General features: G+C 49.5%; 24 protein-coding genes and 1 tRNA gene. 4 read left to right on the forward strand and 21 right to left on the reverse strand.

Annotated elements, in window-relative coordinates; all coding sequences use genetic code 11:
* Window positions 1-12: 12 nt before the first annotated feature.
* On the reverse strand, window positions 13-1,554 hold the full coding sequence (locus QL223_RS13450) for a YjjI family glycine radical enzyme (RefSeq protein ID WP_281545037.1): 1,542 nt from the start codon (window positions 1,552-1,554) through the stop codon (window positions 13-15).
* Window positions 1,555-1,919: 365 nt separating this feature from the next.
* Here QL223_RS13450 and QL223_RS13455 point away from each other — a divergent pair, with 365 nt between their 5' ends.
* Together QL223_RS13455 and QL223_RS13460 are read left to right on the forward strand one after the other, a co-directional pair.
* Window positions 1,920-2,537, forward strand: a complete 618-nt coding sequence (locus QL223_RS13455) for a hypothetical protein (protein ID WP_281545038.1) — start codon at window positions 1,920-1,922, stop codon at window positions 2,535-2,537.
* 150 nt (window positions 2,538-2,687) lie between these two features.
* Window positions 2,688-3,362 carry a hypothetical protein gene (locus QL223_RS13460; protein ID WP_281545039.1) on the forward strand — a complete coding sequence of 225 codons (675 nt, stop codon included), beginning with the start codon at window positions 2,688-2,690 and terminating at the stop codon, window positions 3,360-3,362.
* Between the two features lie 282 nt (window positions 3,363-3,644).
* On the opposite strand, the gene lipA is transcribed toward QL223_RS13460, so the two are convergent.
* From lipA to leuS, 12 genes are all read right to left on the reverse strand, one after another.
* Window positions 3,645-4,610 (reverse strand): lipoyl synthase, encoded by a 966-nt coding sequence (gene lipA / locus QL223_RS13465; RefSeq protein ID WP_281545040.1) that lies wholly within the window; start codon window positions 4,608-4,610, stop codon window positions 3,645-3,647.
* The gene (lipB, locus tag QL223_RS13470; protein ID WP_046307634.1) at window positions 4,607-5,260 is read right to left on the reverse strand and encodes a lipoyl(octanoyl) transferase LipB; all 654 of its coding nucleotides are present in this window, start codon (window positions 5,258-5,260) and stop codon (window positions 4,607-4,609) included. Before lipB ends, lipA begins: the two co-directional genes overlap by 4 nt.
* A gap of 125 nt (window positions 5,261-5,385) precedes the next feature.
* Window positions 5,386-5,655, reverse strand: a complete 270-nt coding sequence (ybeD, locus tag QL223_RS13475) for a DUF493 family protein YbeD (protein ID WP_002542316.1) — start codon at window positions 5,653-5,655, stop codon at window positions 5,386-5,388.
* Window positions 5,656-5,865: 210 nt separating this feature from the next.
* Window positions 5,866-7,038 (reverse strand): serine hydrolase, encoded by a 1,173-nt coding sequence (locus QL223_RS13480; protein ID WP_002542314.1) that lies wholly within the window; start codon window positions 7,036-7,038, stop codon window positions 5,866-5,868.
* Window positions 7,039-7,161: 123 nt separating this feature from the next.
* Window positions 7,162-7,977 carry a septal ring lytic transglycosylase RlpA family protein gene (locus tag QL223_RS13485; protein WP_002542313.1) on the reverse strand — a complete coding sequence of 272 codons (816 nt, stop codon included), beginning with the start codon at window positions 7,975-7,977 and terminating at the stop codon, window positions 7,162-7,164.
* A complete protein-coding gene (gene mrdB, locus QL223_RS13490; protein WP_002542312.1) occupies window positions 7,977-9,098 on the reverse strand; it encodes a peptidoglycan glycosyltransferase MrdB in 1,122 nt (373 codons plus the stop codon). Before mrdB ends, QL223_RS13485 begins: the two co-directional genes overlap by 1 nt.
* Complete coding sequence (mrdA, locus tag QL223_RS13495; protein ID WP_002542311.1) at window positions 9,095-10,996, reverse strand: penicillin-binding protein 2; 1,902 nt, start codon at window positions 10,994-10,996, stop codon at window positions 9,095-9,097. Before mrdA ends, mrdB begins: the two co-directional genes overlap by 4 nt.
* A gap of 3 nt (window positions 10,997-10,999) precedes the next feature.
* Window positions 11,000-11,470 carry a 23S rRNA (pseudouridine(1915)-N(3))-methyltransferase RlmH gene (gene rlmH / locus QL223_RS13500; protein ID WP_002542310.1) on the reverse strand — a complete coding sequence of 157 codons (471 nt, stop codon included), beginning with the start codon at window positions 11,468-11,470 and terminating at the stop codon, window positions 11,000-11,002.
* Window positions 11,471-11,474: 4 nt separating this feature from the next.
* Window positions 11,475-11,792, reverse strand: coding sequence for a ribosome silencing factor (rsfS, locus tag QL223_RS13505; protein WP_002542309.1), 318 nt, complete (start codon window positions 11,790-11,792; stop codon window positions 11,475-11,477).
* Between the two features lie 122 nt (window positions 11,793-11,914).
* Window positions 11,915-12,943: a DNA polymerase III subunit delta gene (gene holA / locus QL223_RS13510; RefSeq protein ID WP_002542308.1), complete on the reverse strand. Its 1,029-nt coding sequence runs from the start codon at window positions 12,941-12,943 to the stop codon at window positions 11,915-11,917.
* Entirely contained in the window at window positions 12,940-13,614 is a 675-nt protein-coding gene (lptE, locus tag QL223_RS13515; RefSeq protein WP_002542307.1) for an LPS assembly lipoprotein LptE, read from the reverse strand. The genes holA and lptE overlap by 4 nt, the downstream gene beginning before the upstream one ends.
* Before the next feature lie 15 nt (window positions 13,615-13,629).
* Window positions 13,630-16,203, reverse strand: coding sequence for a leucine--tRNA ligase (gene leuS, locus QL223_RS13520; RefSeq protein ID WP_002542306.1), 2,574 nt, complete (start codon window positions 16,201-16,203; stop codon window positions 13,630-13,632).
* 107 nt (window positions 16,204-16,310) lie between these two features.
* Between leuS and QL223_RS13525 the strand changes: the two genes are divergently transcribed.
* Window positions 16,311-16,796 (forward strand): zinc ribbon-containing protein, encoded by a 486-nt coding sequence (locus QL223_RS13525; protein ID WP_002542305.1) that lies wholly within the window; start codon window positions 16,311-16,313, stop codon window positions 16,794-16,796.
* 104 nt (window positions 16,797-16,900) lie between these two features.
* Here QL223_RS13525 and QL223_RS13530 read toward each other — a convergent pair whose 3' ends face one another.
* The 6 genes from QL223_RS13530 to miaB all read right to left on the reverse strand — a co-directional run bounded on the left by QL223_RS13530 (window position 16,901) and on the right by miaB (window position 23,104).
* Window positions 16,901-17,488 carry a lipid-binding SYLF domain-containing protein gene (locus tag QL223_RS13530; protein WP_002542304.1) on the reverse strand — a complete coding sequence of 196 codons (588 nt, stop codon included), beginning with the start codon at window positions 17,486-17,488 and terminating at the stop codon, window positions 16,901-16,903.
* Window positions 17,489-17,585: 97 nt separating this feature from the next.
* A complete protein-coding gene (lnt, locus tag QL223_RS13535) occupies window positions 17,586-19,097 on the reverse strand; it encodes an apolipoprotein N-acyltransferase (protein ID WP_002542303.1) in 1,512 nt (503 codons plus the stop codon).
* Window positions 19,098-19,143: 46 nt separating this feature from the next.
* Complete coding sequence (gene corC / locus QL223_RS13540) at window positions 19,144-20,010, reverse strand: CNNM family magnesium/cobalt transport protein CorC (protein WP_002542302.1); 867 nt, start codon at window positions 20,008-20,010, stop codon at window positions 19,144-19,146.
* A gap of 25 nt (window positions 20,011-20,035) precedes the next feature.
* The gene (gene ybeY, locus QL223_RS13545; RefSeq protein ID WP_002542301.1) at window positions 20,036-20,500 is read right to left on the reverse strand and encodes an rRNA maturation RNase YbeY; all 465 of its coding nucleotides are present in this window, start codon (window positions 20,498-20,500) and stop codon (window positions 20,036-20,038) included.
* Window positions 20,501-21,577: a PhoH family protein gene (locus QL223_RS13550; RefSeq protein ID WP_002542300.1), complete on the reverse strand. Its 1,077-nt coding sequence runs from the start codon at window positions 21,575-21,577 to the stop codon at window positions 20,501-20,503. It lies immediately after the preceding gene.
* Between the two features lie 102 nt (window positions 21,578-21,679).
* Window positions 21,680-23,104: a tRNA (N6-isopentenyl adenosine(37)-C2)-methylthiotransferase MiaB gene (gene miaB / locus QL223_RS13555; RefSeq protein ID WP_281545041.1), complete on the reverse strand. Its 1,425-nt coding sequence runs from the start codon at window positions 23,102-23,104 to the stop codon at window positions 21,680-21,682.
* Window positions 23,105-23,398: 294 nt separating this feature from the next.
* On the opposite strand from miaB, the gene QL223_RS13560 reads away from it, so the two are divergent.
* Window positions 23,399-24,559 carry a 2-octaprenyl-3-methyl-6-methoxy-1,4-benzoquinol hydroxylase gene (locus QL223_RS13560; RefSeq protein ID WP_002542298.1) on the forward strand — a complete coding sequence of 387 codons (1,161 nt, stop codon included), beginning with the start codon at window positions 23,399-23,401 and terminating at the stop codon, window positions 24,557-24,559.
* Window positions 24,560-24,633: 74 nt separating this feature from the next.
* Here QL223_RS13560 and QL223_RS13565 read toward each other — a convergent pair whose 3' ends face one another.
* Together QL223_RS13565 and QL223_RS13570 are read right to left on the reverse strand one after the other, a co-directional pair.
* Window positions 24,634-26,106 carry a protein adenylyltransferase SelO family protein gene (locus QL223_RS13565; protein WP_002542297.1) on the reverse strand — a complete coding sequence of 491 codons (1,473 nt, stop codon included), beginning with the start codon at window positions 26,104-26,106 and terminating at the stop codon, window positions 24,634-24,636.
* 145 nt (window positions 26,107-26,251) lie between these two features.
* A tRNA-Gln gene (locus QL223_RS13570) sits at window positions 26,252-26,326 on the reverse strand.
* Window positions 26,327-26,427: the final 101 nt, after the last annotated feature.

Raw genomic sequence — 26,427 nt, forward strand, 5'->3', positions numbered from 1 at the left:
ACAGTTTATCGCTTACTTGTAAACAGGCGTTGTCTCAAAGCTCACCACTCGTGGTGCGCGGTCAAGAATCCCCGTGTTGCAGGCCGCTTCTGCGCCCAGCCACGTGGTGTTCTTGCGAGAACCTTCATCGTCGTATTTTGCGATGTCAGACAGTTTGATCATGTAACCCGTTACGCGTACCAGATCGTTTGATGCAACGTTCGCGGTGAATTCGCGGTAGCCCATGTTGATTGCACCCTTACACAGGTTAAACATGGCTTCTGGGTTAGATTTTACGGTCTCGTCGATGGTCAGAATGTCACTGATACCCGAGGTGTAGTATTTGTGGTGACCAGCGGTTGCGTGCACGTAAGTCACTGGGTCTGGTTCAGTACCGTAAGGAATACGAACGCCCGGCGTCACGTCTTTGTCGATGCTGATACCACCTTGTGAGTGCAGCACCGCTTTACCGTTCAGGCCGTACTTCACAGGGCTTGCTTCAACCAACTCCGCCAGTTTTGCAGAGATAGCGTGGCCTAGTTCGTTTGCCGCAATGTTGTGACCGTACTTCGCCGATTGACCGTCTTTCTCCATCAGAATGTTTACCGCTTCCGCCATGCCGTAAATACCGAACATAGGCGCGAAACGACCTTCTTCAATCAGACCTTCTGTTGCCAGGAAGTGTTTGAAGTAGTTTGAAGACTCGTGCAGGAAGCTGCTGCGAACGTCCATCAGTTCAACCATCAGCTTGCTGTAAGTCGGCAGCACAGCACTGAGGAAGTCTTCAGCACTTTCCGCTTTCTCAGCCGCGTGCTTCAGGTTCATACGCACCAAGGTGTTAGAGCCGCCAGCCAATGGCAGCGAGTTGTAGCAGCTTACGATTCCGAAACGCTTGTCACCGTAAGCGGCCGCGTGCATTGGGTAATTCGCGATGTGTGGCTTGCTGCACTCAACGATGTTTGAGGTTGCGTGACGCAGCAGGTCGTCAGAGGTGACTGCAGGGTCGTACATGAACGTCAGGTTCGGTGCGATTTGCTTCAGCTCAGCATCCACGCGCAGAATGGTGCGACAGATGATGTTGTCTGCTGGGCCGATGTTGGCGTGCATGAATGCGTCTGGCAGGGTGCGGTCCAGCATGATCCAGAAACGCTTAATTTTTTGGTAGATCTCTTCGTCTGACAGATCGCCCACGTAAGGCATCAGCACGTCATCCAACTGACCCACGTAAACAGGAATGTTGGTCACAGACGGTACGTGGTGGTAGATGATGTTCAGCATGTTCAGCGCATCATCAAGGTTCTCTGCTGGAGACAGCTCTAGGTACTCAGAACCCTGAGACAGGAACTTTGCGTAGTCTGGCAGTACGTAGCGAGGCTTGAACGGTGCGTGACCTTCAAACATGTCACAGATAACGCCGTCTTTCATCGCCTGCTCGATATCGTCCGAGATATCCATGTAAGGCAGGCTTGCTTCTGCTTCCAACGCCAGCCATTGGTTTTTCTGCTTTGGCGACAGGGTTGGGTTGTTGATGATTTGGTAGAAACGTTCTTGAAGTTCTGTCAGATGCTTGCTCATGGAAAAGACCCTACTTTAATTTGGGTTTATTCTAAGCGTGAATCCGGTTTTCCACTATTGAACAATCAAGAAGTATATTTTTCCAAAATGGAAATCCATACGCTGAGCTTGTACCTACCGTAACTCAAAAATGACCCGTTCTTTGTTGGCGAAAGCTAGCAGAATCCATCTCACCCCGAGAGCTCTCTATAGAATTTCTAATACCAATCGTGAGGTGCGTAGAAATACCTCATTTTGCCATAACCTCTTATTCTCGTTTTTGATACATCTCGTGATACCCTCCCAAGAACATGAAAAATAGGGCAATTAAATGGCCCATTTTGATAGCTAATAAAATTGTTGTCTAACGAGGAGGTTGTTCAAGCATGTCTCAAAAAATAGCAAAGTTCTTGAACTCACCACTTTGTCTATTGGTTTGGGGATTTATTTTTACTACTTGTGTTGGTTCCTATATCAATAACCAGTACCACGAGAAATCATGGAGAAGTAAAGCTCAGTTTGAGATCTTTAAAGAACAGCTAACTGAGTCAAAAGTATTTGAAGAAGAGTTACTTACTCTAGCAAGCCAGCGTTTTACTCTCCTTGAAAGAGTTTATTTTGAATTGGCTGCATATCGTCTGGATTCAGCTAGAGCTACTTGGAAAGAGTACTATGTAATAGTGAACCTTTGGAACCACGCCATAAATGCCAACCGTAACCGCACTGCTTTGCTTTTTGGTGAGGCAATGTCTAAAGCCCTATTAGATGACACTGAAAATCAATCTGATAATCCAAAAAGTTTGCATCATAGGTTCAGACTTGCTCATTACTCCGTGCTAGAAACACTCCAATGTATGAAAAGTAACTGTGAATCTGAAAATCGTCGAAAAAATTTAGATATAGCAAGAGAGCATATTAATCTACTAGGTGTTGTAAAAGATGAACTATCACGTGATATTAGGCGAGCGATCATACAAAAGCACGAAAACTTAGTGACACACTAGCCACATAACAAATGAATCAGTGGGAGGAACATCAGACGCACTCGTAGCTAATTTTTCATCGAAATGCTGTGATTTAGGCGCTTCAAACAATTTGGGCGAGTAAAGGCCCGTTATTCAAACGTTATAAGCTAATCGAGAAATTAGGTAGTAATGAAATTAGATTTAATGTCGATTATTAAGAATAGTTCTATAAAAAAAGCGTTTGGAGGTCTTTTGGCTATATCAACGCTGTTAGGTGGATATGTAGCCGTAGTAGATATCTTGGGTGGTGACGATACCAGGTCAACACAATATCCTGTAACGCAGTACTCTGGAGGGTCGAAGCCATATGACTCCACTCGGCTAATTAAACCAATATATGAGGAGGACTGGATTGCAATATCTTACGGTGATCTAAACGAATTCAGATCTTTTCTCGACAGAAACGTTGGTAAAATTGTTTCCATACATTCAAGCTTTTCATTTGATACTGTGCTTGCTGAAAACCATTTGGCGCATGAGGTATGTGATTTCGAAGATTTTATAGCGTCGGTTGTAAGTAATCCAGATAAAGTTTCAGATATACCATTTGGTATGCCTAGATTTTTAAATCCTATTTCAAGTGAACAATGGCAAATCTATTACGATACCGGTGAATATACGAATGAGATCTATCGTTCTATAAATTGTCTGGACCAAATAAGGTTAGTTGTAAAAGATCCACGTAGTTTACGTTTGAGTTATGGCGGTACAGGAACAATTTCGTTACCAATTTGGGGCGACTTTCTCATTGAGCAGAGAGCACTTAGTGGTCCCAGAATTGAATATACTTTGCGTGAAATGTGATGCGACTCACAAAACACATGGGCCTTTTGAATCAGTAAGCAACATGTTTTATTTGGTTGCATTCACAGCCAATGCTCTCGAATAACTAAACACTCTACTTCATTTTCTATACCTGAAGTTATCCAAACTGGTCAATAAAAAACGAAATTCCTAACTCAGAATTGCCCAAAACCCATTTTGTGTTGCATGACACTTAACCTATTTATTCACCACAGATATAAGCTAAAAACAAAAAACGCCGAGCAATGCTCGGCGTTTTCGTATTTAGAGTTGCGTTAGCGCTTACTTAATTTCCACGCCTTGCGCTTGCAGGTCAGCATGGTAAGAAGAGCGAACGAACGGACCACACGCAGCGTGAGTAAAGCCTAACTCCAGCGCAATCTCTTTCAGTTCATCAAACTCTTCTGGCGGCACGTAGCGCTCAACCGGCAGGTGGTGACGGCTTGGTGCCAAGTATTGGCCCAGTGTCAGCATAGTCACGCCGTGTGCACGCAGATCTTTCAGCACTTCGATGATCTCTTCTTTGGTTTCGCCCAGACCCATCATCACGCCAGACTTGGTCGGGACGTTAGGGTGCATTTCACCGAATTTCTTCAGCAACTCCAGAGACCACTTGTAGTTCGCACCCGGACGCGCTTTACGGTAAAGGCGCGGTGCGGTTTCCAGATTGTGGTTAAACACATCTGGTGGATTGTCTTTCAGCAATTCCAGCGCGGTATCCATGCGGCCACGGAAGTCAGGCACCAGTGTTTCGATGCGGATTTCTGGGTTAAGCGCACGGATTTCGCGGGTACAGTCAGCAAAGTGTTTTGCGCCACCATCACGCAGGTCATCACGGTCTACTGAAGTGACAACCACGTATTTCAGCTTCATGTCGCTGATGGTTTTTGCCAGTTTCGCTGGCTCATTTTCATCAGGCTGGTTTGGCCGGCCGTGTGCCACATCGCAGAACGGACAGCGACGGGTACAAATCGCACCCAGAATCATGAAGGTCGCGGTGCCGTGGTTGAAACATTCCGCCAGGTTAGGGCAGGATGCTTCTTCGCATACCGAATGCAGATTGTTCTTGCGAAGCGCAGACTTAATGTCTTGGATACGCTTGCTGTCCGCAGGCAGCTTGATCTTCATCCACTCAGGTTTGCGCAGCATCTCTTTTTGTTCGGTCGGCATGTTCTTGACCGGGATGAGCGCCATTTTGTCTGCGTCGCGGTACTTAACACCGCGTTCCATCTGGATCGGTTTGCTCATAGTTGATTGCTTTCTGTTAGGGACTCGACCTGATCATAGCCCAGATGCGAAGTCAGTTTTTCTACTAACACAGGGTATAGCTCGGGCAGTGATGCCGGGCCCCCTAAATCGACGGTTTGTGTCATTGCCATGCCTTCATAACCGCAAGGGTTGATACGAAGGAAAGGTGACAAGTCCATATTGACGTTAAGCGCCAGCCCATGGAAAGAGCAGCCTCGGCGGATACGAAGACCCAGCGAGCAAATTTTGTCGTTACCCACATATACGCCCGGCGCATCTGGACGCGCACGGGATTCAATACCGTAATGGGCGAGCGTATCGATCACAATGTTCTCAATCGAAGTGACCAGCTCTCGCACACCCAGCTTTTTGCGTTTCAGATCGATCAGGAAGTAAGCCACCTGTTGGCCCGGACCGTGATAAGTCACCTGGCCGCCACGATCACTCTGAACTACCGGGATATCCCCCGTTGCTAACAAGTGTTCAGCTTTTCCCGCCTGTCCTTGGGTAAACACAGGTTCGTGTTCAACCAGCCAGATTTCGTCAGTTGTGTCGGCGTTACGTTCGTCAGTGAAAGCATGCATGTCTTTCCACGTTGGTTCGTAAGGACGCAATCCGAGTTGTCTGATAATGAGGCGGTTCTGCTGCAATGTACACCTGCCGGAATTGAATATGATAGGGATAGCTGTCTCAGTCACGACATTATAATGACAGACGGCTGAAATAACAGCCGCCTAATCGTATGGGTATTGTGGTTCTTTGGTCTGATAAAGGATTACAGAACCATGCGCACGATTTCGATATCACCCAGTTCTTTGTACAGCGTTTCAACTTGTTCGATAGAAGTGGCCGTAATGGTGACTGAAACTGCGTTGTAAGTGCCTTTGCCGCTTGGCTTAACGCTTGGGCTGTAATCGCCCGGTGCGTGGCGCTGGATCACTTCCAAAACCAGATCTGTAAGCTCTGGCTTCGCGTATCCCATGACCTTGTAAGTAAACTTACACGGGAATTCCAGCAGGTCTTTTAGTTTTGGTTGCTCTTGCATTTATAACTCCAGAATTGGTCACAGATCTTTCTCTGTTGACCCAAAATATATGTGCAGATGATCACGCAATTTGTTGGGAACGAATAGTAATCGTCCTGTGTTGAGAAAACAAGTTGGTGACTTTTTCTTTGATTCCTGCCTTATATGGGGGTTGGAAAGGGAAATAAAAAGGGCAGCCATTGGCTGCCCTTGAAAGTCATGACTTGAGTCTTAGAACAAGTTCTTGAAGAACATGATGATGTAGTCCATCAGACGGCTGAACAAGCCACCTTCCTGTACATCGTTCAATGCTACCAATGGGTATTCCGCGATGTCTTCACCGTCAACCTGGTAGTAAAGCTTACCAACCACATCACCTTTCGCGATTGGTGCTTCCAGTGTTTTCTCAAGCACAAAGCTTGCTTCCAAGTCTTTTGCCTTACCGCGTGGCAGGGTGACGTAGGTGTCTTCAGAAACGCCCAGAGCAACTTGGTCGGTGTCGCCCATCCACACTTTCTCGGTCACGAAGGTTTCGTTCGCTTTGTGTGGTGCGACGGTTTCGAAGAAACGGAAGCCGTAGTTCAGCAGTTTCTTACTTTCAGCCTTACGTGCGTTTGCACTGTTGGTGCCCATGACAACCGCAACCAGACGCATGTCACCTTCGGTTGCTGAACTGACCAGGCTGTAGCCTGCTTTGTCAGTGTGGCCGGTTTTGATGCCGTCCACGTTCATGCTCTTGTCCCATAGCAGGCCGTTACGGTTGTACTGGGTAATGCCGTTATAGGTGTAAGACTTCTCGTTGTAAATGCGGTACTCGTCCGGCACGTCTCGGATCAATGCCTGACCCAACAGCGCCATGTCATAAGGCGTGGTGTAGAGGTCATCATCATCTAGGCCATGGGAGTTCGAAAACTTGGTGTCATTCATACCCAGGGTTTTCGCCCAGCCATTCATCAGGTCGACAAACGAGTCTTCAGAACCTGCAATGTGCTCAGCCATTGCCACACAAGCATCATTACCAGACTGGATGATGATGCCGCGATTCAGGTCTTCCACTTTTACCGTGGTGCCGACTTCGATGAACATCTTCGAGCTGCCAGGGAAGTTTTTCGCCCAGGCGTTTTTGCTGATAACGACATCATCATCAAGGCTGATGTTGCCACGTTCAACTTCCTGACCGATCACATAGCTGGTCATCATCTTGGTCAGGCTGGCCGGGTTAAGACGTTCGTAGGCGTTGTTTTCCGCCAGGATCTTACCCGAGTTGTAATCCATCAGTACGTACCCTTTTGCCGCGATTTGAGGCGCATCCGGGACGACGGTTGGGGCTGCAACGGCTGCAGCAGAAGAAAAGACAGCAGTCGATAAGACTAAAGAGCGCAACAATGAGGGTGATTTTTTCATAGATTTAGGTACTTACTTGGTATTTCTTCAGTCAAAAAACTGTCGACACTATAACAGATAGCCTGTGCAGTGTCAGACAGGGTTACAACAACTTACTAAATTGAAACTTTCAGGCCAACAGCCTTAATTACTGACACCCGAATTCTTGCCCGGTTCATCAGCAATTGGCTCAACAACGACGAATGCCTCATTTATTTGCTGTTCTCTGGCAAGCAATGCGGCTTTTTGAGTTTGGTCGTAGTCATAGAACGGCCCTAAACGCACGCGATAAACACTGCCGGACTGGTTGATATCTGTTGGCAGTTCAAACTGCTTTTGGAAAGTGTCAGCAGCCTGCTTCGCTTTGTCCTGACTGGATATCGCGACCAGTTGTACAAAATAGCGGTTTAAGCGGGCACCTTGCCACTCATTATTATCCTCAGGTTTATCAACCTTGAGTAGCGTCACTTTTACCGGGGCAGTTCCGGTTTTCAGAATGTCCAACTTTGACGCTGCGGCATAGCTCAGGTCGATAATGCGGCCTTCATGGAAAGGACCACGGTCATTGACGCGGACAATGGCTTTTTTGCCGTTAGCGGTATTTTCTACTTCTACGTAGCTAGGCAGAGGTAATGTTTTGTGGGCTGCTGACATGGAGAACATGTCATAAATCTCGCCATTGGAGGTTTTGTGGCCGTGAAATTTCTTGCCATACCAGGATGCAATGCCTTCACCGACATAACTTTCCGGGTCCTGCATGACCTCATAACTCTCACCAAGAACGGTATAGTTTTTGTTTCCTGCCCGGCTGTAAGGCTCGTATCGTGGCTGTGCATCTTCGACATGATCCAGCGTAGGAATGGCTTCCGGTGCTTTGTCATGTTCCAGGCTGTAGCGGTCATCACTTTGTGTGGCACAGCCGGAAAGAATGAGAGCAGTCATCACTAATATTTTTTTCATTACAGAGCCTTAGAAAGCATTTTTCTGTGTGTGTGGATAGACATTAAGATGCCGAAACCTGCCATCAAAGTCACCATGGAGGTACCGCCATAGCTGACAAGGGGCAGGGGAACACCAACAACGGGTAAGATCCCGCTAACCATGCCGATGTTAACGAAAACATATACAAAGAAGCTGAGCACGATACTGCCCGCCATCATACGACCAAACGCCGTTTGTGCGCGGCTCGCAATTAACAGGCCACGGCCGATGATGAAAAGGTAAAGCGCCAGCAAGCATGCGACACCAATCATTCCCCACTCTTCAGCAATAACGGCGAAGATAAAGTCGGTATGGCGCTCTGGCAGGAACTCCAATTGAGATTGTGTGCCTTGAAGCCACCCTTTACCGCCAATTCCCCCGGAACCAATGGCAATTTTTGATTGGATGATGTGGTAACCCGCGCCTAATGGGTCGGATTCTGGATCAAACAGGGTGCGAACGCGGACACGTTGGTATTCGCGCATCAGGAAGAACCAAAGTACTGGGATGAACGCAGCCACCAAAGTACCGGCGCCTAAGATGATTCGCCAACTGATACCGGATAGAAACAAAACAAAAATACCTGATGCCGCAATCAAGATTGAGGTTCCTAAATCAGGCTGTTTGGCGATGAGAATGGTGGGTACAAACACCATCACCAAACCAATAATCAGGGTTTGAAAACGCGGGGGTAGAGGTTCTTTACCGATAAAGCGGGCCACCATCAATGGTACGGCAAGCTTAATCAATTCTGATGGCTGGAAAGTGACAACGCCTAAATCCAGCCAGCGCTGTGCGCCCTTGGCAGTTTCACCAAACAAAAGCACGGCGATCAGCATCAGAATTCCCGTCACATATAGATAGGGAGCCCAGAACTCGTAATGCCGGGGAGAAATTTGGGCGAGCACAAACATCACGCCCAGCGAAAGAAAAATCCGGAAGACCTGACGTTCCATCATGGCAACGCTTTGGCCACTGGCACTCCACATCACCATCAGGCCAAAGCCCATCAGAGCCAGAATACCGAGCAAAAGAGGCAAGTCTATGTGCAACCGCTCAAACACAGTCTTCTTCTGACCAGTTGATGCAAACAAGCTCATTGGACTTGCTCCTCCTTCTTATCTGCGTTCTTTTTGTCTTTGTAGCCATCAACCAACATATGGTCGAAGATACGACGGGCGATTGGTGCACCGTTACTAGAACCGCCACCGGCGTTTTCCAATACCATAGAGACAATCACTTCAGGTTCATCAAAGGGTGCAAAACCGGTATAAAGCGCATGGTCACGCAGGTGCTCCGCAATTTCATCGGCGTTGTATTCTTCGTCTTCACCCAGGCCAAAGACCTGCGCTGTTCCTGATTTACCGCCAGTCACATATTCACTGTTGGCGAAGGCGCGGCGCGCGGTACCTTTTTTACCGTGGTTGACCAGACGCATCCCTTCAAGAGCTGCATCCCAGTATTTCCCATCCACATTTTCAATCGGTGGATAAGGAGAAAATGGTGCGATTTCCATGACGCCTTCGTTCTCTATGCGTTGGAGAAGGTGGGGCGGGTTGACTTCACCACGGTTCACCAACACAGACGTTGCTTTCGCGATTTGCATCGGGGTGGCCGTCCAATAGCCTTGACCAATACCGACTGGAATGGTGTCACCCTTGTACCAAGGCTGGCGGTGACGTGCCATTTTCCATTCGCGGGTTGGCATGTTGGCTTTGCTTTCTTCATGGATGTCGATACCGGTGTAATCCCCGAATCCAAAACGGCTCATCCAAGTAGAGAGCTTATCGATGCCCAGATCATAGGCAATTTGATAGAAGAAAGTATCCACGGATTCTTCAATCGATTGAACGATATTCACCCGACCATGACCCCATGCGAGCCAGTCGCGGAAAGGACGTGAGGTTGAGTTTGGCAAACGCCAGTAACCCGGGTCATTTCGTGTGGTGTTGAGCGTGATGGCTTTTTCTTCCAATGCCGCAACGGCAATGAACGGCTTAACCGTTGATGCAGGTGGATAGATCCCCAAGGTTGCCCGGTTCACCAGCGGACGGTTTTTGTCGTTCAACAACGCGCGATAGTCTTTGCCTGAAATGCCGTGAACGAAAAGGTTCGGGTCATAGCTTGGCGTTGATACCATCGCCAGTACTGAAGAGTCTTTCGGATCGAGCACCACAACCGCGCCACGGCGATCGCCGAGGATAGAGCGTATGTACAGTTGCAGATCGACATCGAGGTTCAATACCAGATCTTTACCCGGCTCTGGTGGTACGTATTTCAGCGTGCGGATAATACGACCACGGCTGTTGACTTCGACTTCCTGATAACCAGCAGTGCCGTGCAATTCAGATTCGTAGAACCTTTCAATGCCGAGCTTGCCGATATCACGGGTTGCCTTGTAGTTGTTGAGGACACCTTCACGATCAAGACGGTTTATGTCTTTATCGTTGATTTTCGCCACGTAGCCCAGGACGTGGGTTAACGCGTCACCATAGGGGTAGTAACGTTTGAGGTAACCTTTAATCTCTACGCCAGGGAACTTGTGCTGATTGGCTGAGAAAATAGCCACTTCCTCTTCCGTCATCTGGTTTTTCAGGGTGACGGCATTGAAACGGCGGGTGCGTTTCTTATCACGTTCGAAAGCCCGGATTTCGTTTTCAGAAATCGGCAGCAATTCCTGCAAACTGGCGATGGTGCCGGGAATATCTTTCACCTGCTCTGGGGTGATTTCCAATGCATAAACAGGTCGGTTTTCCGCGAGCAATTTGCCATTGCGGTCGTAAACCAATCCACGGTTTGGCGCAACAGGAACGACTTTGATGCGGTTATCATTGGAGCGGGTGATGTAATCATCATGATCTTCCACCTGAATGTTATACAGGTTAAGAAGCAGGACGCCGACGAGAACGAGAATACCGCCGAAAGCCACAACGGCCCGGCGGAAAAAGAGGGAAGACTCGGCCTGATGATCGCGTATAGGACTACGCTTGTGCTTCATGAATTATTCCCGGTGATAAGGGTGATTTGCTGTGATGCTCCAGGCGCGGTAGAGACTTTCAGCCATCACCACACGTACCAGCGGGTGAGGAAGTGTCAACGGAGACAATGACCAGCTTTGGTCTGCGGCCGCTTTACATGCCGGCGACAGGCCTTCAGGGCCTCCAATCAGAATAGACACATCGCGTGCATCCAGCTTCCAGCTCTCCAGCTGTTGTGCCAGTTGCTCTGTGTCCCAGCGCTTGCCCGGAATATCCAACGTCACGATGCGGTTACCTTTTGGAACGGCGGCCAACATGGCTTCCCCTTCTTTTTGCAGAATACGCGCAATATCGGCATTTTTGCCGCGCTTACCTGCTGGGATTTCTACCAGTTCCAGTGGCATGTCTTTTGGGAAGCGGCGACTGTATTCTTTGTAGCCTTCCTCAACCCATTTCGGCATCTTTGTGCCGACCGCAATCAGTTGTAACTTCATTGCATCAATTCCACAGCTTTTCTAGCTGGTACAACTGACGTTGTTCATCTTGCATGATATGAAGCATCACATCACCGAGATCCAGGACGACCCACTCGCCTTCGTTTTCACCTTCCATACCCAGGGTATCAACGTTAGCTGCACGTGCTTCATCGGCAACGTGTTCTGCGATGGAAGAGACGTGGCGTTTTGAGTTACCGGTGCAAAGCACCATGAAATCGGTAATGCTGCTCTTTTCACGGACATCGAGCGTCACGATGTCTGCGGCTTTCATATCATCTGCTTTATCGACAACAAAGTGTTGAAGTTGTTCCGGAAGCAATGTTTTCCCCTTATCGGTGTTTGGTGCATTGTTCTGCAAAAAGTGCAGGACAGCCCCTAAGAATATAAAAATTATACCACTGGCTGAGATGAATAAAATACAGCGGTGTCGCGGTTTGACAGTCAGTTGACAGGTGACAGCGGAAGTGGATGACCACACATCTCGAGACAAAACGCCGAAAGTGCCGGCCAAGGTTGGCTGTCGAAATCGGTTTTAACCATCACCTCAATGGCTGCAAGGCTTTGCAGAAGGTGCATCAGCGTTGGCAACGTCAAACGGTGAAGCGCTGCTGTCATCGCAGGACGGCGTGTTTGCCAGACTCGGAAATGGTCAAAAATTTTGCTGAGACCCATACCAGACGCGCCGTACTCCTGCATTTTACAAAGCTGGATCAGTTCTTTCTGGATGACCCGCAGCAAGATGGTGATTTCCACGCCTTCTGCTTCAAGCTGACGAACGATACGAACAGCGCGCTTGGCTTTGCCTTCAATCAGCGCGTCGGTGAGCTGGAATGGCGTGTAGTGGTTGTGACGTGATAAGGCATCCTGAAGCCTTGGCAGCGTCAGTTCACCGTCTGGATAGAGCAGTTGAAGCTTCATCAGGCTTTGCGACAGCGCCAGAAGGTTACCTTCATGCCATTGCGCCAGCAGCATCACAGACTCGTGATCAGGATGCAATCCCAGACTGTGACAGCGGTTCTCTATGAATCGTGGCAGCTGTCGGCCATCAGGTGTGTTGCATGGCACATACAAACCGTTTGCCTGGAAACTGGTGAACCACTTGGCTGATTCCTGCTTTTTGTTCAGGCGAGGACCATCGAGGATCAAAACCAAATCCTGATGCAGCATAGGCTGCAGCTCTTTCAGAGCATTAGCTTGGGCCGTGGTCAGCGGGTTTTCAGGTAATGCCAGAATGATGATTTGTCGGCTGGCGAACAGACTCAGGGCCTGACAAACGTCGTAAACGTCCTGCCAGTTAAGCTGATTATCGATGACGAAGCGGTGCTTCTCATCGAAGCCCTGTTTTTGGGCGACATCAATAATGCTTTGCTTGGATTCTTCTTTCAGCAGCGGCTCGTTGCCGAAGATGAGATAGGTCTGACACAGCCCCTGATTAAGACGCTGTGTCAGTTGTTCTGGGTAAATCCTCATTGTGTGTTTTCTTCACCGCTGGTGGTGAAGCTCGACAGAGGCTTACCGCGGGTTTCGTCATCTTTGCCATCGAAACGGGTTTCGATAGTCATCGAGGACTTCTCTTCATCCACACCCTGATACAGTTCACGCAGTGCTTTTTCTTCTGCCTCTTTGCGCTCAAAGGCTTCGATGTGCGCATTCAGACGGGCAAGCTGTCGCATGATCTGTTTGGTTGCTTCAACGCGCATTTCCTGCGCCAGCATTTCCTCTTCCACCGACTTCGCGAGGGCGGTCAATGGGTTATCAAGGTAGGTGCGGCTAAGAGATGTGGAGAAGTTGTAGCTGCCTTTTTCCGGCACTGTCACTGAGTAGCTGACGGTATAAGCAAATTGCTTTTCCGCTACGCGGCTGTTCTGGTAAAGCGATAAGGTGCTTTCACCATAGCTTTCGCCTTTCAGGTGCAGGTTGGAAATGGTTTGGGCCGGCGGGATGACATCAATGTCATGAAGACGTAGTTGGGTCTTCATTTCACGGGTGAGTTTGCCGTATTTATCGAAACTGGTGACTGACAGTTTCTGAATTTCTTCTGGCAGATTGTAGCTGCCACGAAGGTGAAATCCGCAAGAAGCGGTGGCCAGAGCGGCCACCACAACCAGCAGGGTTCGGAGAGAGCGAAAGATCGATTTCACCGAATACTCCCTGTATTAGTTAGCAACGATGTTAACCAGTTTGCCCGGTACGTAAATCACTTTGCGTACGGTTTTACCCTCGGTGTGCTTGACAACGTGCTCGTCGTTTAGCGCCATCGATTCTACTGATTCTTTAGCTGCATCTGCTGCAACGGTGATTTTCGCACGAAGCTTGCCATTCACCTGAACGATGATCAGCTTCTCGTCTTCCACCATGGCGTCTTGGTCAGCAACCGGCCATACCGTGTTGTCGATGTCAGTTTGACCCAGTGCAGCCCACAGCTCAGTGCTGATGTGCGGAGTGATTGGGTACAGCATCGCAACAATCGCTTTCACTGCTTCATCCAGAATAGCGCGGTCAGCATCAGTGTCTTGAGGTGCTTTGGTCAGACGGTTCATCAGTTCCATGATCGCAGCGATCGCGGTGTTGAAGGTCTGACGGCGGCCGATGTCATCGCCCACTTTTGCGATAGTCTTGTGAACTTCACGACGCAGTGTTTTCTGATCAGCGTTCAGTGCTGATGTATCCAGCGCAGCCACTTCACCTTTTGAAGTGTGCTCGAATACCAGTTTCCAAACACGTTTCAGGAAGCGGTTAGCACCTTCAACGCCAGACTCTTGCCACTCAAGGGTCATGTCTGCTGGTGATGCGAACATCATGAACAGACGCACGGTGTCAGCACCGTACTTATCAACCATCTCTTGTGGGTCGATACCGTTGTTCTTTGACTTAGACATTTTGGTCATGCCTGAGTGAACAAGGTTGTTACCTTCAGTATCTACTGCGGTGGTGATGCGGCCTTTCTCGTCACGCTCAACAGTCGCTTCAGTTGGAGAAACCCAAACTTTCGCGCCTTTGTCGTTGTTGTAGTAGTACGCATCAGCCAGCACCATGCCTTGACAAAGCAGACGCTTGAACGGCTCATCAGACTTAACGTAGCCTGCATCGCGTAGCAGTTTGTGGAAGAAGCGCGAGTACAGTAGGTGCATTACTGCGTGCTCAATACCACCGATGTACTGATCAACTGGCAGCCAGTAGTTTGCTGCTTCTGAATCCAGCATCTCATCTGCTTTTGGTGAACAGTAGCGCGCGTAGTACCAGCTCGATTCCATGAAGGTGTCGAAGGTATCTGTTTCACGCAGCGCAGGTTGACCGTTGTAGGTGGTTTCCGCCCACGTCTTGTCTGCTTTGATTGGGCTGGTTACGCCGTCCATCACAACATCTTCAGGCAGGATAACTGGCAATTGGTCAGCTGGTACTGGATGCACTTCACCGTCTTCAGTGGTGACCATTGGGATTGGCGCACCCCAGTAACGTTGACGTGAAACACCCCAGTCGCGCAGACGGAAGTTCACAGTCTTGTGACCTTTACCTTCTGATTCCAGTTTCGCTGCAATCGCATCGAACGCTTGCTCGAAGCTCAGGCCGTCGAACTCACCTGAGTTGAACAGAACACCTTTCTCAGTGTGCGCAGCTTCAGAGATGTCTGGTGCGTTGCCATCTTCTGCCAGAATCACAGGCTCAATGTTCAAGCCGTATTTGGTTGCGAATTCGAAGTCACGTTGGTCGTGGCCTGGTACTGCCATCACCGCGCCCGTACCGTAATCCATCAGCACGAAGTTCGCGATGAAGATTGGCACTTCACGGCCGTTCAGAGGGTGGATAGCCTTAAGGCCAGTATCCATACCCTTTTTCTCCATGGTCGCCAGCTCAGCTTCAGCTACCTTGGTGTTTTTACATTCTTCGATGAATGCAGCCAGTTCAGGGTTGTTCTCTGCTGCTTTGGTCGCCAGAGGGTGACCCGCTGCAATACCCACGTAAGTCACGCCCATCAGGGTATCAGGACGGGTGGTGTAAACTTCCAGATCGCTTTCGCCAGCCACTTGGAATTTCAGTTCAACACCTTCCGAACGGCCAATCCAATTACGCTGCATGGTTTTAACCTGCTCAGGCCAACCATCCAGAGTTTCCAGATCATCGAGAAGCTCTTGTGCGTACGCAGTGATTTTGATGAACCACTGTGGGATTTCTTTTTGTTCTACAGGCGTGTCACAACGCCAGCAGCAACCGTCTTCAACCTGCTCGTTCGCCAGAACGGTTTGGTCGTTCGGACACCAGTTAACCGAAGAGGTCTTTTTGTAAACCAAACCTTTCTCGTAAAGTTTGGTGAAGAACTCTTGTTCCCAACGGTAGTATTCAGGCGTACAGGTTGCGAATTCGCGATCCCAGTCGTAGCCGAAGCCCAGCAGTTTCAGCTGGTTCTTCATGTATTCAATGTTCTCGTAAGTCCAAGGTGCTGGCGCAGTCTTGTTCTTCACCGCTGCGTTTTCTGCCGGCAGACCGAACGCGTCCCAACCGATTGGTTGCATTACGTTCTTGCCTTGCAGACGCTGGTAGCGCGAGATGACGTCACCGATGGTGTAGTTACGTACGTGACCCATGTGTAGTCGACCGCTTGGGTACGGGAACATGGAAAGGCAATAAAACTTTTCTTTGCTTGGGTCTTCTTGAACTACGAAGGTTTTGTTCTTGTCCCAATCGGCCTGAACTTTAGGCTCGATGTCCTGTGGACGGTATTGTTCTTGCATCGATGACATCCGGGAATTTGTGAGATAGGTATAAAATGAACCAAAATAATCGACATAGAATAACTAAAGGTAGAAGGCGCAACAACAGTTGAATGCAGAGGTGGCCTATGTCAGAGCAAAAAGCGGAGTACAAGGTGCTGGTCGAACGGATCAGTGAAGCACTAAAGCACAGCCCGGAAGAGTTACAACGTTGGCTGGATTTGTCTGAAAAGTACGTGAAAGCGGCGTCGGATATGACCAAAGATGAGCTTGCACTTATAGAAGCTTATTTTAAACGCGATGTGCAGGAGTTTGGTGCACGTTACAACGAGCCGGAAGAAAACAAAGACGATGGTGCGCTGTTTCGCGATCTGATTGCCAATACACTTTGGGAACAACTTGCGGAGATCACCGACAAAACTCAGCTTGAGTGGCGTGAGGTATTACAGGATATCCAGCATCATGGCGTCTACAACGCCGGTGAAGTGGTGGGGCTTGGTATCTTGATTTGTGAGAAATGCGGTAACCAGACCGAGCACACCCATGTGGATGTGCTGACGCCTTGCATCAAATGTGGCAGCAAACAGTTTAGCCGAAAGCCGTTTCCTGCATAGTCGGCTCTGACGCTGAGAGCTGATGGGCAAAGAGGCTTGAACACTGGCTTGTTTACCCTTCAAATTTTTAGGACCTAGGACCTAGGACCTAGGATCGGTTTGTCTTAATTCCCCAGCGGCTCGATATTGAATTTTTGTCCGGCCAAGGCAGCTTCGATCATCAAGCCGCCTTTGGCTTGGGTGAAAATGGCGGTGCCATTGATGTAATAGGCTTTGGATTGCGCACTACCTGCACTGGCAGAGGTGCCTGTCGTGCCAACATGTGCCGCAGCGCCTTCGGTGAGAGCGGTGGCAGAAGCCTGCGCTCCGAGCTCAAAGCTGCCCGACATAAAACTGTCGAAGGTTTCTTTGTCTTCAAAGAAAAGTATCTCGCTGAATGCCTGACCACCGAAGGTCAACCCAACCGACACTTGAATCAACTCGGCTTCGGCGACAGTTTGATTACCTTGGTAAACCAACCCATTGCCATATGCGCCGCCAATCCAGAAGCCACCTTTACCCACCGATGGAAATACTGCGTATCCATAAGCTTTTTCAAAGAAAGGTTTTACCTGCTCGAAGCGATGGAAGTTCGCCAATGCAGCACGGGTATCAGCAAAGAGCTCGGCATCTGGCTCTGCATGGGAAAGAGGAGCAAAGACTGATGCTAAAAAGATAACAACGGAAGATGCAATTCTGGCCAAGGCGCGCATAAGACTCTCCATATCAAACTAAATCAATCATTAAAAAAGCCAGAGGAATAAATCCCTCTGGCTGATTAAGACATGATTTTACGTTGCTTGTTCGCTCTTATTGTTGCGACTGAGTGCTAACGGTTGATTTTTGACCGCGGGTTAACAGAACCAGCGCTAACCCTGACAAAACAATCCATGCATAGAGGGGCCAGTCTCCGAAGCGGGTGTAAGGTGTTTGGCCTGCCGTCGTCGGCACATCAGTTCTCAGCACTACTGTTTCGAACTGCGGGATCTGGTCGATGATGTCCCCTTTGTAACCAATAGCAGCGGTCAGACCAGTATTGGTGGCACGCAGAACCGGCTTGCCGTTTTCCAGCGCGCGCATGCGGGCAATTTCCAAATGCTGGTGAGGGCCAATCGATGTACCAAACCAGGTGTCATTGGAAAGGGTGAGAATGAAATCCGACTCTTCCGTGAGGCTATGCCTAACCTGATCACTAAAGGCAATTTCATAGCAAATCGCTGGGGCTAGCTGATAGCCTTTGGCGTCTATGTTCGACTGGGTGTAATCACCTCGACTGAACGAAGACATGGGTAGATTAAACAGAGGTGCAAGCGGGCGAAGAAAGTCGCTGAAAGGCACAAACTCACCAAAGACCAACAAATGGTGTTTGCTGTAACTTTGCGTTGCTGGATAGGTATAACCGCCTTCGCCATTGTTACCTAAGGTGATGACGTTGTTATAGAACTGCCCATCCGGGTTTTGGTCGAGTACTCCAGTGATGACAGCCGTGTCGTTATTGATGGCTGCAGCGTCGAGTCTTGCCAGAAAATCCGGTAAATCACGCTCCAAAGCTGGGATGGCCGCTTCCGGCCAAATGACGATATCTGCATCCCAGTTCTGGCGTGTCATGTCCTGATATGCAAGCAGAGTAGGCCAACGCTGGCTTGGCAGCCACTTTAGCTCCTGCGGCACATTACCCTGGACCATGGCGACATCAACGCTGTCTCCCGTTTCCTGAACCCAGGGTACAAAAGAGGTACCGGTTGCAACCGCGCCAACAACCAATGCCGGAAGAAGCGCAGACGCTTTTCGGTTTATCAGCGTGATGGCGATTGAGCCTGAAATGATAAGCAGTGCGAGCGTAATACCTTGTACACCAAACATGGGCGCAAAGGAGGCTAATGGCCCCTCAATCTGACTGTAACCCGGCCAGAGCCATGGGAAACCCGTCAGGAACCAGCCACGGAACCAATCAACAACCAGCCAGAGCGATGGTGCCAACAGCAGATAGGAAAGTGCCAGCGGCAGTTGAACACGGCGCAGGATATAGGAAAAAAGCGCAGGGAACAGTGCGAGATAAGCAACTAACAGACCAATCAAGGCCAGTCCAATTGCTGTAGGCAGCCCCCCGAATTTCTCGATAACGACGTAAACCCAGCCGACGCCGGTTCCGAATTGCCCCAGCCCCCAGAAAAATCCGATGTAGCCAGCACGCTTCGGAGATTGCCCATGAATAAGAAGGAGAAGTGCCACCAAGGAGACCAGCATGGCTGGCCAGAAGGAGTATGGCGCGAAGGCGAGGGTGGCGAGTGCACCTGAAAAAGCGGCCCCGAAGATCCGCATGAATACTTGGGGCCGCTTAAATGTTTCGATGTTTAGCATTTGACGTTTATGCCGTTTCCTCTGCAGTAGTATCTGGAATAGTAACCTGCAATTGGATGATGCGTCGACTGTCAGCTGCCGTCACCTTGAAGTGGAAGCTCTCAATGTCCACTTCTTCACCACGTCCTGGTAGGTGACCAAAGCTGGTCATCACAAGGCCACCGATGGTGTCGATGTCGTCATCGCTAAACTGAGAACCGAACTTCTCATTGAAATCTTCCAGTGTGGTCAGCGCCTTCACCGCGAAGGTGTGCTTGCTGAGCTGGCGGATTTCCTGCTCTTCTTCGTCGTCGTATTCGTCTTCGATGTCGCCGACGATTTCCTCAAGAATATCTTCGATAGTTACCACGCCAGATACGCCGCCAAATTCGTCGACAACAATCGACATGTGGTAGCGTTCTTCCTGGAATTCTTTCAGCAGTCGGTCAACACGTTTGCTTTCCGGCACAACCACGGCTGGGCGGATCACTTTGTCGATGTCGAACGGTTCGCTGTCCGGCATCAGGTAACGCAGCAAGTCTTTTGCCAGCAGGATGCCTTCAACGTGGTCTTTATCATCGCTGATCACCGGGTAGCGTGAATGCTGGGCGTCGTTGATGATGGTGATGATTTCTTCGAGAGGTTGTGAGCGCTCGATGGTCACCATCTGCGAACGCGGAATCATGATGTCTCGGATGCGCATTTCAGAAATCTGCATAACGCCTTCGAGCATATCCCGTGTATCGTGATCGATCAGATCGTTCTGTTCCGAATCACGGAATACATCTACCAGTTCCTGACGATCTTTAGGCTCACCCTGAAAGATCTGTCCTAAACGTTCGAAGAAGGTCTTTCTACTCGGACCTTCAGAGCTTTGTGAGTTGTCTTCGTTCATTGTCTCTATTTTTACAACGTTGATATTAGATGAAGTCCGCCGCATAAGGGTTCTCGAAACCCAGTGCGTTCATGATAGAAATCTCGAGAGACTCCATCTCTTCGGCTTCTTCATCGTCTATATGGTCATAACCTAGCAGATGGAGACTGCCGTGTACAACCATGTGCGCCCAGTGGGCAAGTAGGTCTTTATTCTGTTCTTCCGCTTCTTTTTCGACGACTTGACGACAGATAATCAGATCGCCCAGCAGATCCAACTCCACACCCGGAGGCGCTTCAAACGGGAAAGACAGCACATTGGTCGGCTTGTCTTTTCCGCGATAGTCGCGGTTAAGAGACTGGCTCTCAAACTCGTCTACAAGACGGATAGTGACTTCCGCCTGCTCTTGGAAAGATTTGACGGCTTGCTCAAACCACTGCTGAAACTGTTGTTCCGTGGGCAGGTTGTCAGTGCTTTGTGTCGCAATTTGAAGGTCGACAAAATATTGCATTTACGGTTGCTTCTCTTCTGAAGGCGGCGCAGCATTTAATGCCGCTTCGCGTTCCTGGCGACGTCGCTCTTCCGCTTGTTTACGGGCACGGGCGTCTTCCGCTTCCCATGCATCATAGGCCTGCACGATACGTGCAACGACAGGGTGACGAACCACATCATCCGCTTGGAAGAAGTTAAAGCTGATTTCGTTCACATCTGCTAACACTTCTATCGCATGACGAAGGCCAGATTTTGCATTACGTGGCAGGTCAATCTGCGTCACGTCACCGGTGATCACTGCGCGGCTGTTAAAGCCGATACGTGTCAGGAACATCTTCATCTGCTCCACGGTGGTGTTCTGGCTCTCATCAAGAATGATGAAGGCGTCATTGAGCGTACGGCCACGCATGTATGCCAACGGCGCGACTTCAATGACGTTGCGTTCAATTAACTTCTCTACGCGCTCAAAACCCAGCATTTCAAACAAGGCGTCGTATAGCGGGCGCAGGTAAGGATCGACTTTCTGGCTCAGATCGCCTGGCAGGAAGCCCAGTTTCTCACCGGCTTCAACCGCAGGACGGGTTAGCAAAATACGGCGGATTTCCTGACGTTCCAGTGCATCGACTGCGGCGGCAACCGCTAAGTAGGTTTTACCTGTACCGGCAGGACCAATACCAAAGGTGATGTCATGCGTCACCATGTTGGCAATATATTGCGCCTGATTAGGTGTACGCGGCTTGATCACGCCTTTCTTGGTTTTGATGTTGATCTCTTTGCCGTAAGGGATCGACGACTCGATGTTTTGTTCCAGCACACCACTTTCTTTGATCGCCAGATGCACCTGCTCAGGCTCAAGGTCAACGAAATTGCCTTTGACTGGTGCAGTTTCAACGTAAAGTCGTTTGAGAATATCGATAGCGGCAGTGGCGGTGTGAGGTTGGCCGACCACGGAGAATTGATGACTTCGGTGATTGATTTCCACACCTAAACGGCGTTCGAGCTGTTTGATGTTGTCATCGTAAGGGCCGCAGAGGCTGGCCAGGCGCGAATTATCAGCTGGTTCCAGTGATACTTCTAAAGTAATGACTTTGTTCAATGCTTCCTCGCAATGGTTATCGGCGTCTGTATAGGACGCCGATAACAGGTGATTACCCTCGCTTCTGCGAGGCTTGGGATGGCTTTATTGGCCTCCGTATATTTACGGAGTATACACGCCTACGCCAAGATCATCTTCTTTGCGTGTTTTTGCCATCATCTCTGCAGGCGAAACCGCCACACGCAGATTCATGTCCTTTTCAGTACGAACCAGCTCACCGCGCAGTGAGTTTGGCAGTACTTCGGTGATTTTTACATCAACGAACTGACCGATCAAATCGACAGAACCTTCGAAGTTAACCACGCGGTTGTTTTCAGTACGGCCACGCAGCTCCATCAGATTCTTCTTCGATGGGCCTTCGACCAGAATACGCTGCTCAGAATCCAGCATTTGGCGAGAGTAGATCATCGCCTGTGCGTTGATCTGCTGTTGCAGTTCGTACAGACGCTCTTTCTTGGTTTGCTCTGGCGTGTCGTCAGGCATGTCTGCAGCAGGCGTACCTGGACGTGGTGAGTAAACAAAGCTGAAGCTCATGTCGAAGTTAACATCGCGGATAAGCTTCATGGTCGCTTCGAAATCAACATCAGTTTCACCTGGGAAACCGACGATGAAGTCAGAGCTGATAGCGATGCCTGGACGCGCTTCACGCAGTTTACGGATCTTCGATTTGTACTCGATCGCTGTATGCGGACGCTTCATCATGGTCAGAATACGGTCTGAACCGCTCTGAACTGGCAGGTGCAGGAAGCTCACCACTTCTGGGGTGTCTTCGTACACTTCGATGATATCGCCAGTAAATTCAATTGGGTGGCTGGTGGTGTAGCGAATACGGTCGATACCGTCGATCGCCGCCACATAACGCAGCAGTTCTGCAAATGAACAGATTTCGCCGTCGTGCATTTCACCACGATAGGCGTTAACGTTCTGACCCAGCAGGTTCACTTCACGAACACCTTGCTCAGCAAGCTGTGCGATTTCGTAAAGCACATCGTCCAGTGGACGGCTGACTTCTTCACCACGGGTGTAAGGCACTACGCAGAAGGTACAGTACTTAGAACAGCCTTCCATGATTGAAACGAATGCCGTTGGGCCTTCTGCACGTGGCTCTGGCAAACGGTCGAATTTCTCAATCTCAGGGAAAGAGATATCCATGACCGGTGCTTCGTCCTGCTGAGATTTTTTGATCATCTCAGGTAGACGGTGCAGGGTTTGCGGGCCAAAAATAACGTCAACATAAGGTGCGCGTTCACGAATGTGATCACCTTCCTGAGTAGCTACACAGCCACCTACGCCGATCACCAGACCTGGCTTCTGATCTTTCAGGTTTTTCCAGCGACCCAGCTGGTGGAACACTTTTTCCTGAGCCTTTTCACGGATAGAACAGGTATTCAGAAGCAGCACATCTGCCTCTTCCGGCTCCTCGGTCAGCTCGTAGCCACCGGCCGCATTGAGCAGATCCGCCATTTTTGATGAATCGTATTCGTTCATCTGGCAGCCCCAGGTTTTGATCAGCAGTTTCTTAGCCATGTAACTCATTGCTCATGTTGATGTTTTACGTGTTCCGGCCGGGAGGCACTTAATCATCGCTGGCTGTTCGCCGCGGAAATCCCAACCGAAAATCATGGTTCTTTGTTCGGCTTGAGGCAACGAAAAATAGCCCCAACCGTTGATAAGCCGCGTATTGTACTGCTTTAGTCAATCTGTGACCAGATCACGTTCTCCCCAAATTTTTTAGTGGATTTAGGGATGAGCAGCGCCTGCAGGAGTCGCATTTAAGTGAGGTGGCGCTAGAATGGGCGCAGGAATTTTAGAGATTGTGTTATGAAACAATTCGATATTATCGTCGTTGGCGGTGGTATGGTCGGTGCTGCCACAGCATTGGGCCTTGCTAAGCAGGGTAAACGCGTCGCCATGGTTGAGCGAAGCGAGCCAAAAGCCTTTTCTCCTGAACAGCCGATGGATCTCCGTGTGTCTGCGATTTCTCCTGCCTCTGTCTCTTTGCTCAAATCCCTGAAAGTTTGGGATGACGTGCTGGACATGCGTCTTTGCCCCTATCGACGTCTGGAAACCTGGGAGCACCCTGAGTGTCGTATCCGCTTCAGTGCAGAGAGTATGGATTTAGCAGAGCTCGGTTTTATCGTCGAAAACCGCATCCTGCAACTCGCACTTTGGAATGCTTGTTTGGCGCAAGAGAATCTGGAAGTACTTTGCCCGGGCAATATTGTCGCAATGCTTGCCGACTCCGAAGGGCACGTCGTTGAATTGGAAGATGGTACTTTGCTTCATGGCCGTTGGCTGGTCGGTGCGGATGGGGCGAATTCCCGTGTACGTGATTACGCCAAAATTGGTGTGACTGCGTGGGATTACCGTCAGCATTGTATGTTGGTGAATGTTAAAACTGACCTGCCACAGCAAGATATTACCTGGCAGTGGTTTACACCCGATGGCCCAAGGTCTTTCCTGCCACTGCCCGGGCATCAAGGCTCATTGGTGTGGTATGACAGTCCATCACGCATAAAAGCTTTGTGTGCAATGTCGCCAGAGGTGTTAAGAGAAGAGATCCTTGCGCACTTCCCGCAAGAGCTGGGTGATATTGAAGTCATCCAACAAGGCGCGTTTCCATTAACCCGTCGGCATGCCCAGCGTTACTTCAACAAGAATGTAGTGATATTGGGAGATGCTGCCCACACTATCAATCCGCTGGCAGGGCAGGGTGTAAACCTCGGCTTTAAAGACGTGGATGCTTTGCTGGATGTGGTCGCCGATGCAGGTGTAGAGTGGCTGAATGAAGACGTATTGGCATCTTACGAGCGCAAACGTAAACCGGATAACCTCATCATGCAAACCGGTATGGATGTGTTCTATGGTGGGTTCAGCAACGAAATAGCGCCGCTCAAACTATTGCGCAATGTCGGCTTAAAGTTGGCGGAAAACAGTGGGCCGGTTAAGCAACAGGTTCTCAAGTACGCTATGGGCCTTTGAATTACTTGAATGGCGATAAACTGTCTTGTCTATCGCCATTTATCCAGCGTCAGTAATGTCGCTGAATCTTAAGGTTATGTACCGCAGAATGTTCTTAGTACTCGTTCTTCCGGTGCTGGTGGCGTTTGTAAATCACGGTTTTCTTCGCTGATGGTATAAGGCGTTTTCAGTGCTTCTGCCAGTCGGTGGAATAGCGCAAAGTCGTTCCTTTCCATTGCATCTTCAATCGCTTTTTCCACCTGATGGTTTCGGGCAATTAATGCAGGGTTGGCTTCTCGCATTGCCTTTAGTGCTGATTCACTATCATCTTTAAGTGAATTCCATTCACTTATCCAAACCTGACCTTTTTCCTGATTATCGAACAGGGAAAGCAGTTCAGTTTCTTCCTCTCCATTGGCAACACGTGTCAATGCATCAAAAAACAGCGTGAAGTCTATGCGTTCAGATTCCAGCGTTGGCAGTGCTTGATTAACAAAGGCATCAGCCTCTTTTGAATCTGCGGTGATCGCGAGCTTGGTCATCAACCCCTTTTGGAACAGCTCCTGGAAGGTGATGATGTAGGTCTGAAGTTTGTCTTCCGCAATCTTCACCGCCTCATCCGAGTCGTCAGCAAACAGCGGCAGCAAAGTTTCTGCAAAGCGTGACAGGTTCCAGTAGCCAATATTGGCTTGCTGATCCCAAGCGTATCGGCCATCGCGGTCTATCGAGCTGAATACTTTCTTGGCCTTGAATTCATCCATAAAGGCACAAGGGCCAAAGTCGATGGTTTCGCCAACCAGTGACATATTGTCAGTGTTCATGACGCCATGGATAAAACCAACCAGCATCCATTTTGAAATCAGCTGTGCTTGCCGAACGGCAACGGCTTCAAGTAAGGCTGGGTATTTATCTTCATGACTGGCCACTTCCGCGAAGTGATGTTCTATAAGGTGATCAGCAAGCGCTTGGACGCCATCTTTACCCATCTTGGCATAAGCATATTGAAAAGAGCCCACGCGAATGTGACTGGCACCTGTGCGAACCTGAATACCGCCCGGCACCATTTGGTAATCGCGCATCACGGACTCGCCAGTACCCAGAATGGCAAGAGTTCGGGTGGTTGGTATACCAAGCCCCGCCATGGCTTCGCTGATGAGGTATTCGCGTACTACCGCCCCAACCGTTGCTCTTCCATCGCCTCCTCGCGAATAAGGGGTTCTGCCGGAGCCTTTCAGTTGCACATCAATGAATGCACCATCCGCGTTTTGAAGTTGACCCAGCATATGTGCGCGGCCGTCCCCAAGCAGTGGCGAGTAGTGCCCAAATTGGTGACCCGCATAAGCCATCGCAACAGGGCTTTCACCGTCATAGTCGCCATTGCCGGCAAGAAAGTGAATGCCTTTGGCATCCTCAAACCAGTTGCTCGACAAGCCATATTCATCAAGTAATGCTTTGTTAAGGGCTAAAAGAGAAGGCGACTCCACGCGGCGTGGCGCGAGGGGGGAATACATGACTTCCGGTAATGAAAGATAGACTTGATGCTTGATAGGATTTTCGAACGACGCCATGACTGCTAATTCCTTGTTCCGAATACTTCAAGCGTACAGGGATTGCAGCGGCTTTCAACCACGTAAGGTTTGGGGGGAATTTCCGAGGGGCTGTTGATCTTTGGTCTAAAACGAGAAAAGCCCGCTAGAAGCGAGCTTTTAAATATGGCTGGGGTACCTGGATTCGAACCAGGGAATGGCGGCATCAAAAGCCGCTGCCTTACCGCTTGGCGATACCCCAATTGTTTTATGCTTTTCAGCAAAGGTTTGGTGCGAAGGGAGAGACTTGAACTCTCACGTCCGTAAGGACACTAACACCTGAAGCTAGCGCGTCTACCAATT

Source organism: Grimontia sp. SpTr1 (assembly GCF_947387585.1).
Lineage (GTDB): Bacteria > Pseudomonadota > Gammaproteobacteria > Enterobacterales > Vibrionaceae > Enterovibrio > Enterovibrio indicus.

Bases quoted from the DNA above. Each gene is read 5' to 3' on its own strand.
- QL223_RS13450 (WP_281545037.1), bottom strand. From the start codon at position 1,554: ATGAGCAAGCATCTGACAGAACTTCAAGAACGTTTCTACCAAATCATC.
- QL223_RS13455 (WP_281545038.1), top strand. From the start codon at position 1,920: ATGTCTCAAAAAATAGCAAAGTTCTTGAACTCACCACTTTGTCTATTG.
- QL223_RS13460 (WP_281545039.1), top strand. From the start codon at position 2,688: ATGAAATTAGATTTAATGTCGATTATTAAGAATAGTTCTATAAAAAAA.
- lipA (WP_281545040.1), bottom strand. From the start codon at position 4,610: ATGAGCAAACCGATCCAGATGGAACGCGGTGTTAAGTACCGCGACGCA.
- ybeD (WP_002542316.1), bottom strand. From the start codon at position 5,655: ATGCAAGAGCAACCAAAACTAAAAGACCTGCTGGAATTCCCGTGTAAG.
- QL223_RS13480 (WP_002542314.1), bottom strand. From the start codon at position 7,038: ATGAAAAAATCACCCTCATTGTTGCGCTCTTTAGTCTTATCGACTGCT.
- QL223_RS13485 (WP_002542313.1), bottom strand. From the start codon at position 7,977: ATGAAAAAAATATTAGTGATGACTGCTCTCATTCTTTCCGGCTGTGCC.
- mrdB (WP_002542312.1), bottom strand. From the start codon at position 9,098: ATGAGCTTGTTTGCATCAACTGGTCAGAAGAAGACTGTGTTTGAGCGG.
- mrdA (WP_002542311.1), bottom strand. From the start codon at position 10,996: ATGAAGCACAAGCGTAGTCCTATACGCGATCATCAGGCCGAGTCTTCC.
- rlmH (WP_002542310.1), bottom strand. From the start codon at position 11,470: ATGAAGTTACAACTGATTGCGGTCGGCACAAAGATGCCGAAATGGGTT.
- holA (WP_002542308.1), bottom strand. From the start codon at position 12,943: ATGAGGATTTACCCAGAACAACTGACACAGCGTCTTAATCAGGGGCTG.
- leuS (WP_002542306.1), bottom strand. From the start codon at position 16,203: ATGCAAGAACAATACCGTCCACAGGACATCGAGCCTAAAGTTCAGGCC.
- QL223_RS13525 (WP_002542305.1), top strand. From the start codon at position 16,311: ATGTCAGAGCAAAAAGCGGAGTACAAGGTGCTGGTCGAACGGATCAGT.
- QL223_RS13530 (WP_002542304.1), bottom strand. From the start codon at position 17,488: ATGCGCGCCTTGGCCAGAATTGCATCTTCCGTTGTTATCTTTTTAGCA.
- lnt (WP_002542303.1), bottom strand. From the start codon at position 19,097: ATGCGGATCTTCGGGGCCGCTTTTTCAGGTGCACTCGCCACCCTCGCC.
- corC (WP_002542302.1), bottom strand. From the start codon at position 20,010: ATGAACGAAGACAACTCACAAAGCTCTGAAGGTCCGAGTAGAAAGACC.
- ybeY (WP_002542301.1), bottom strand. From the start codon at position 20,500: ATGCAATATTTTGTCGACCTTCAAATTGCGACACAAAGCACTGACAAC.
- miaB (WP_281545041.1), bottom strand. From the start codon at position 23,104: ATGGCTAAGAAACTGCTGATCAAAACCTGGGGCTGCCAGATGAACGAA.
- QL223_RS13560 (WP_002542298.1), top strand. From the start codon at position 23,399: ATGAAACAATTCGATATTATCGTCGTTGGCGGTGGTATGGTCGGTGCT.
- QL223_RS13565 (WP_002542297.1), bottom strand. From the start codon at position 26,106: ATGGCGTCGTTCGAAAATCCTATCAAGCATCAAGTCTATCTTTCATTA.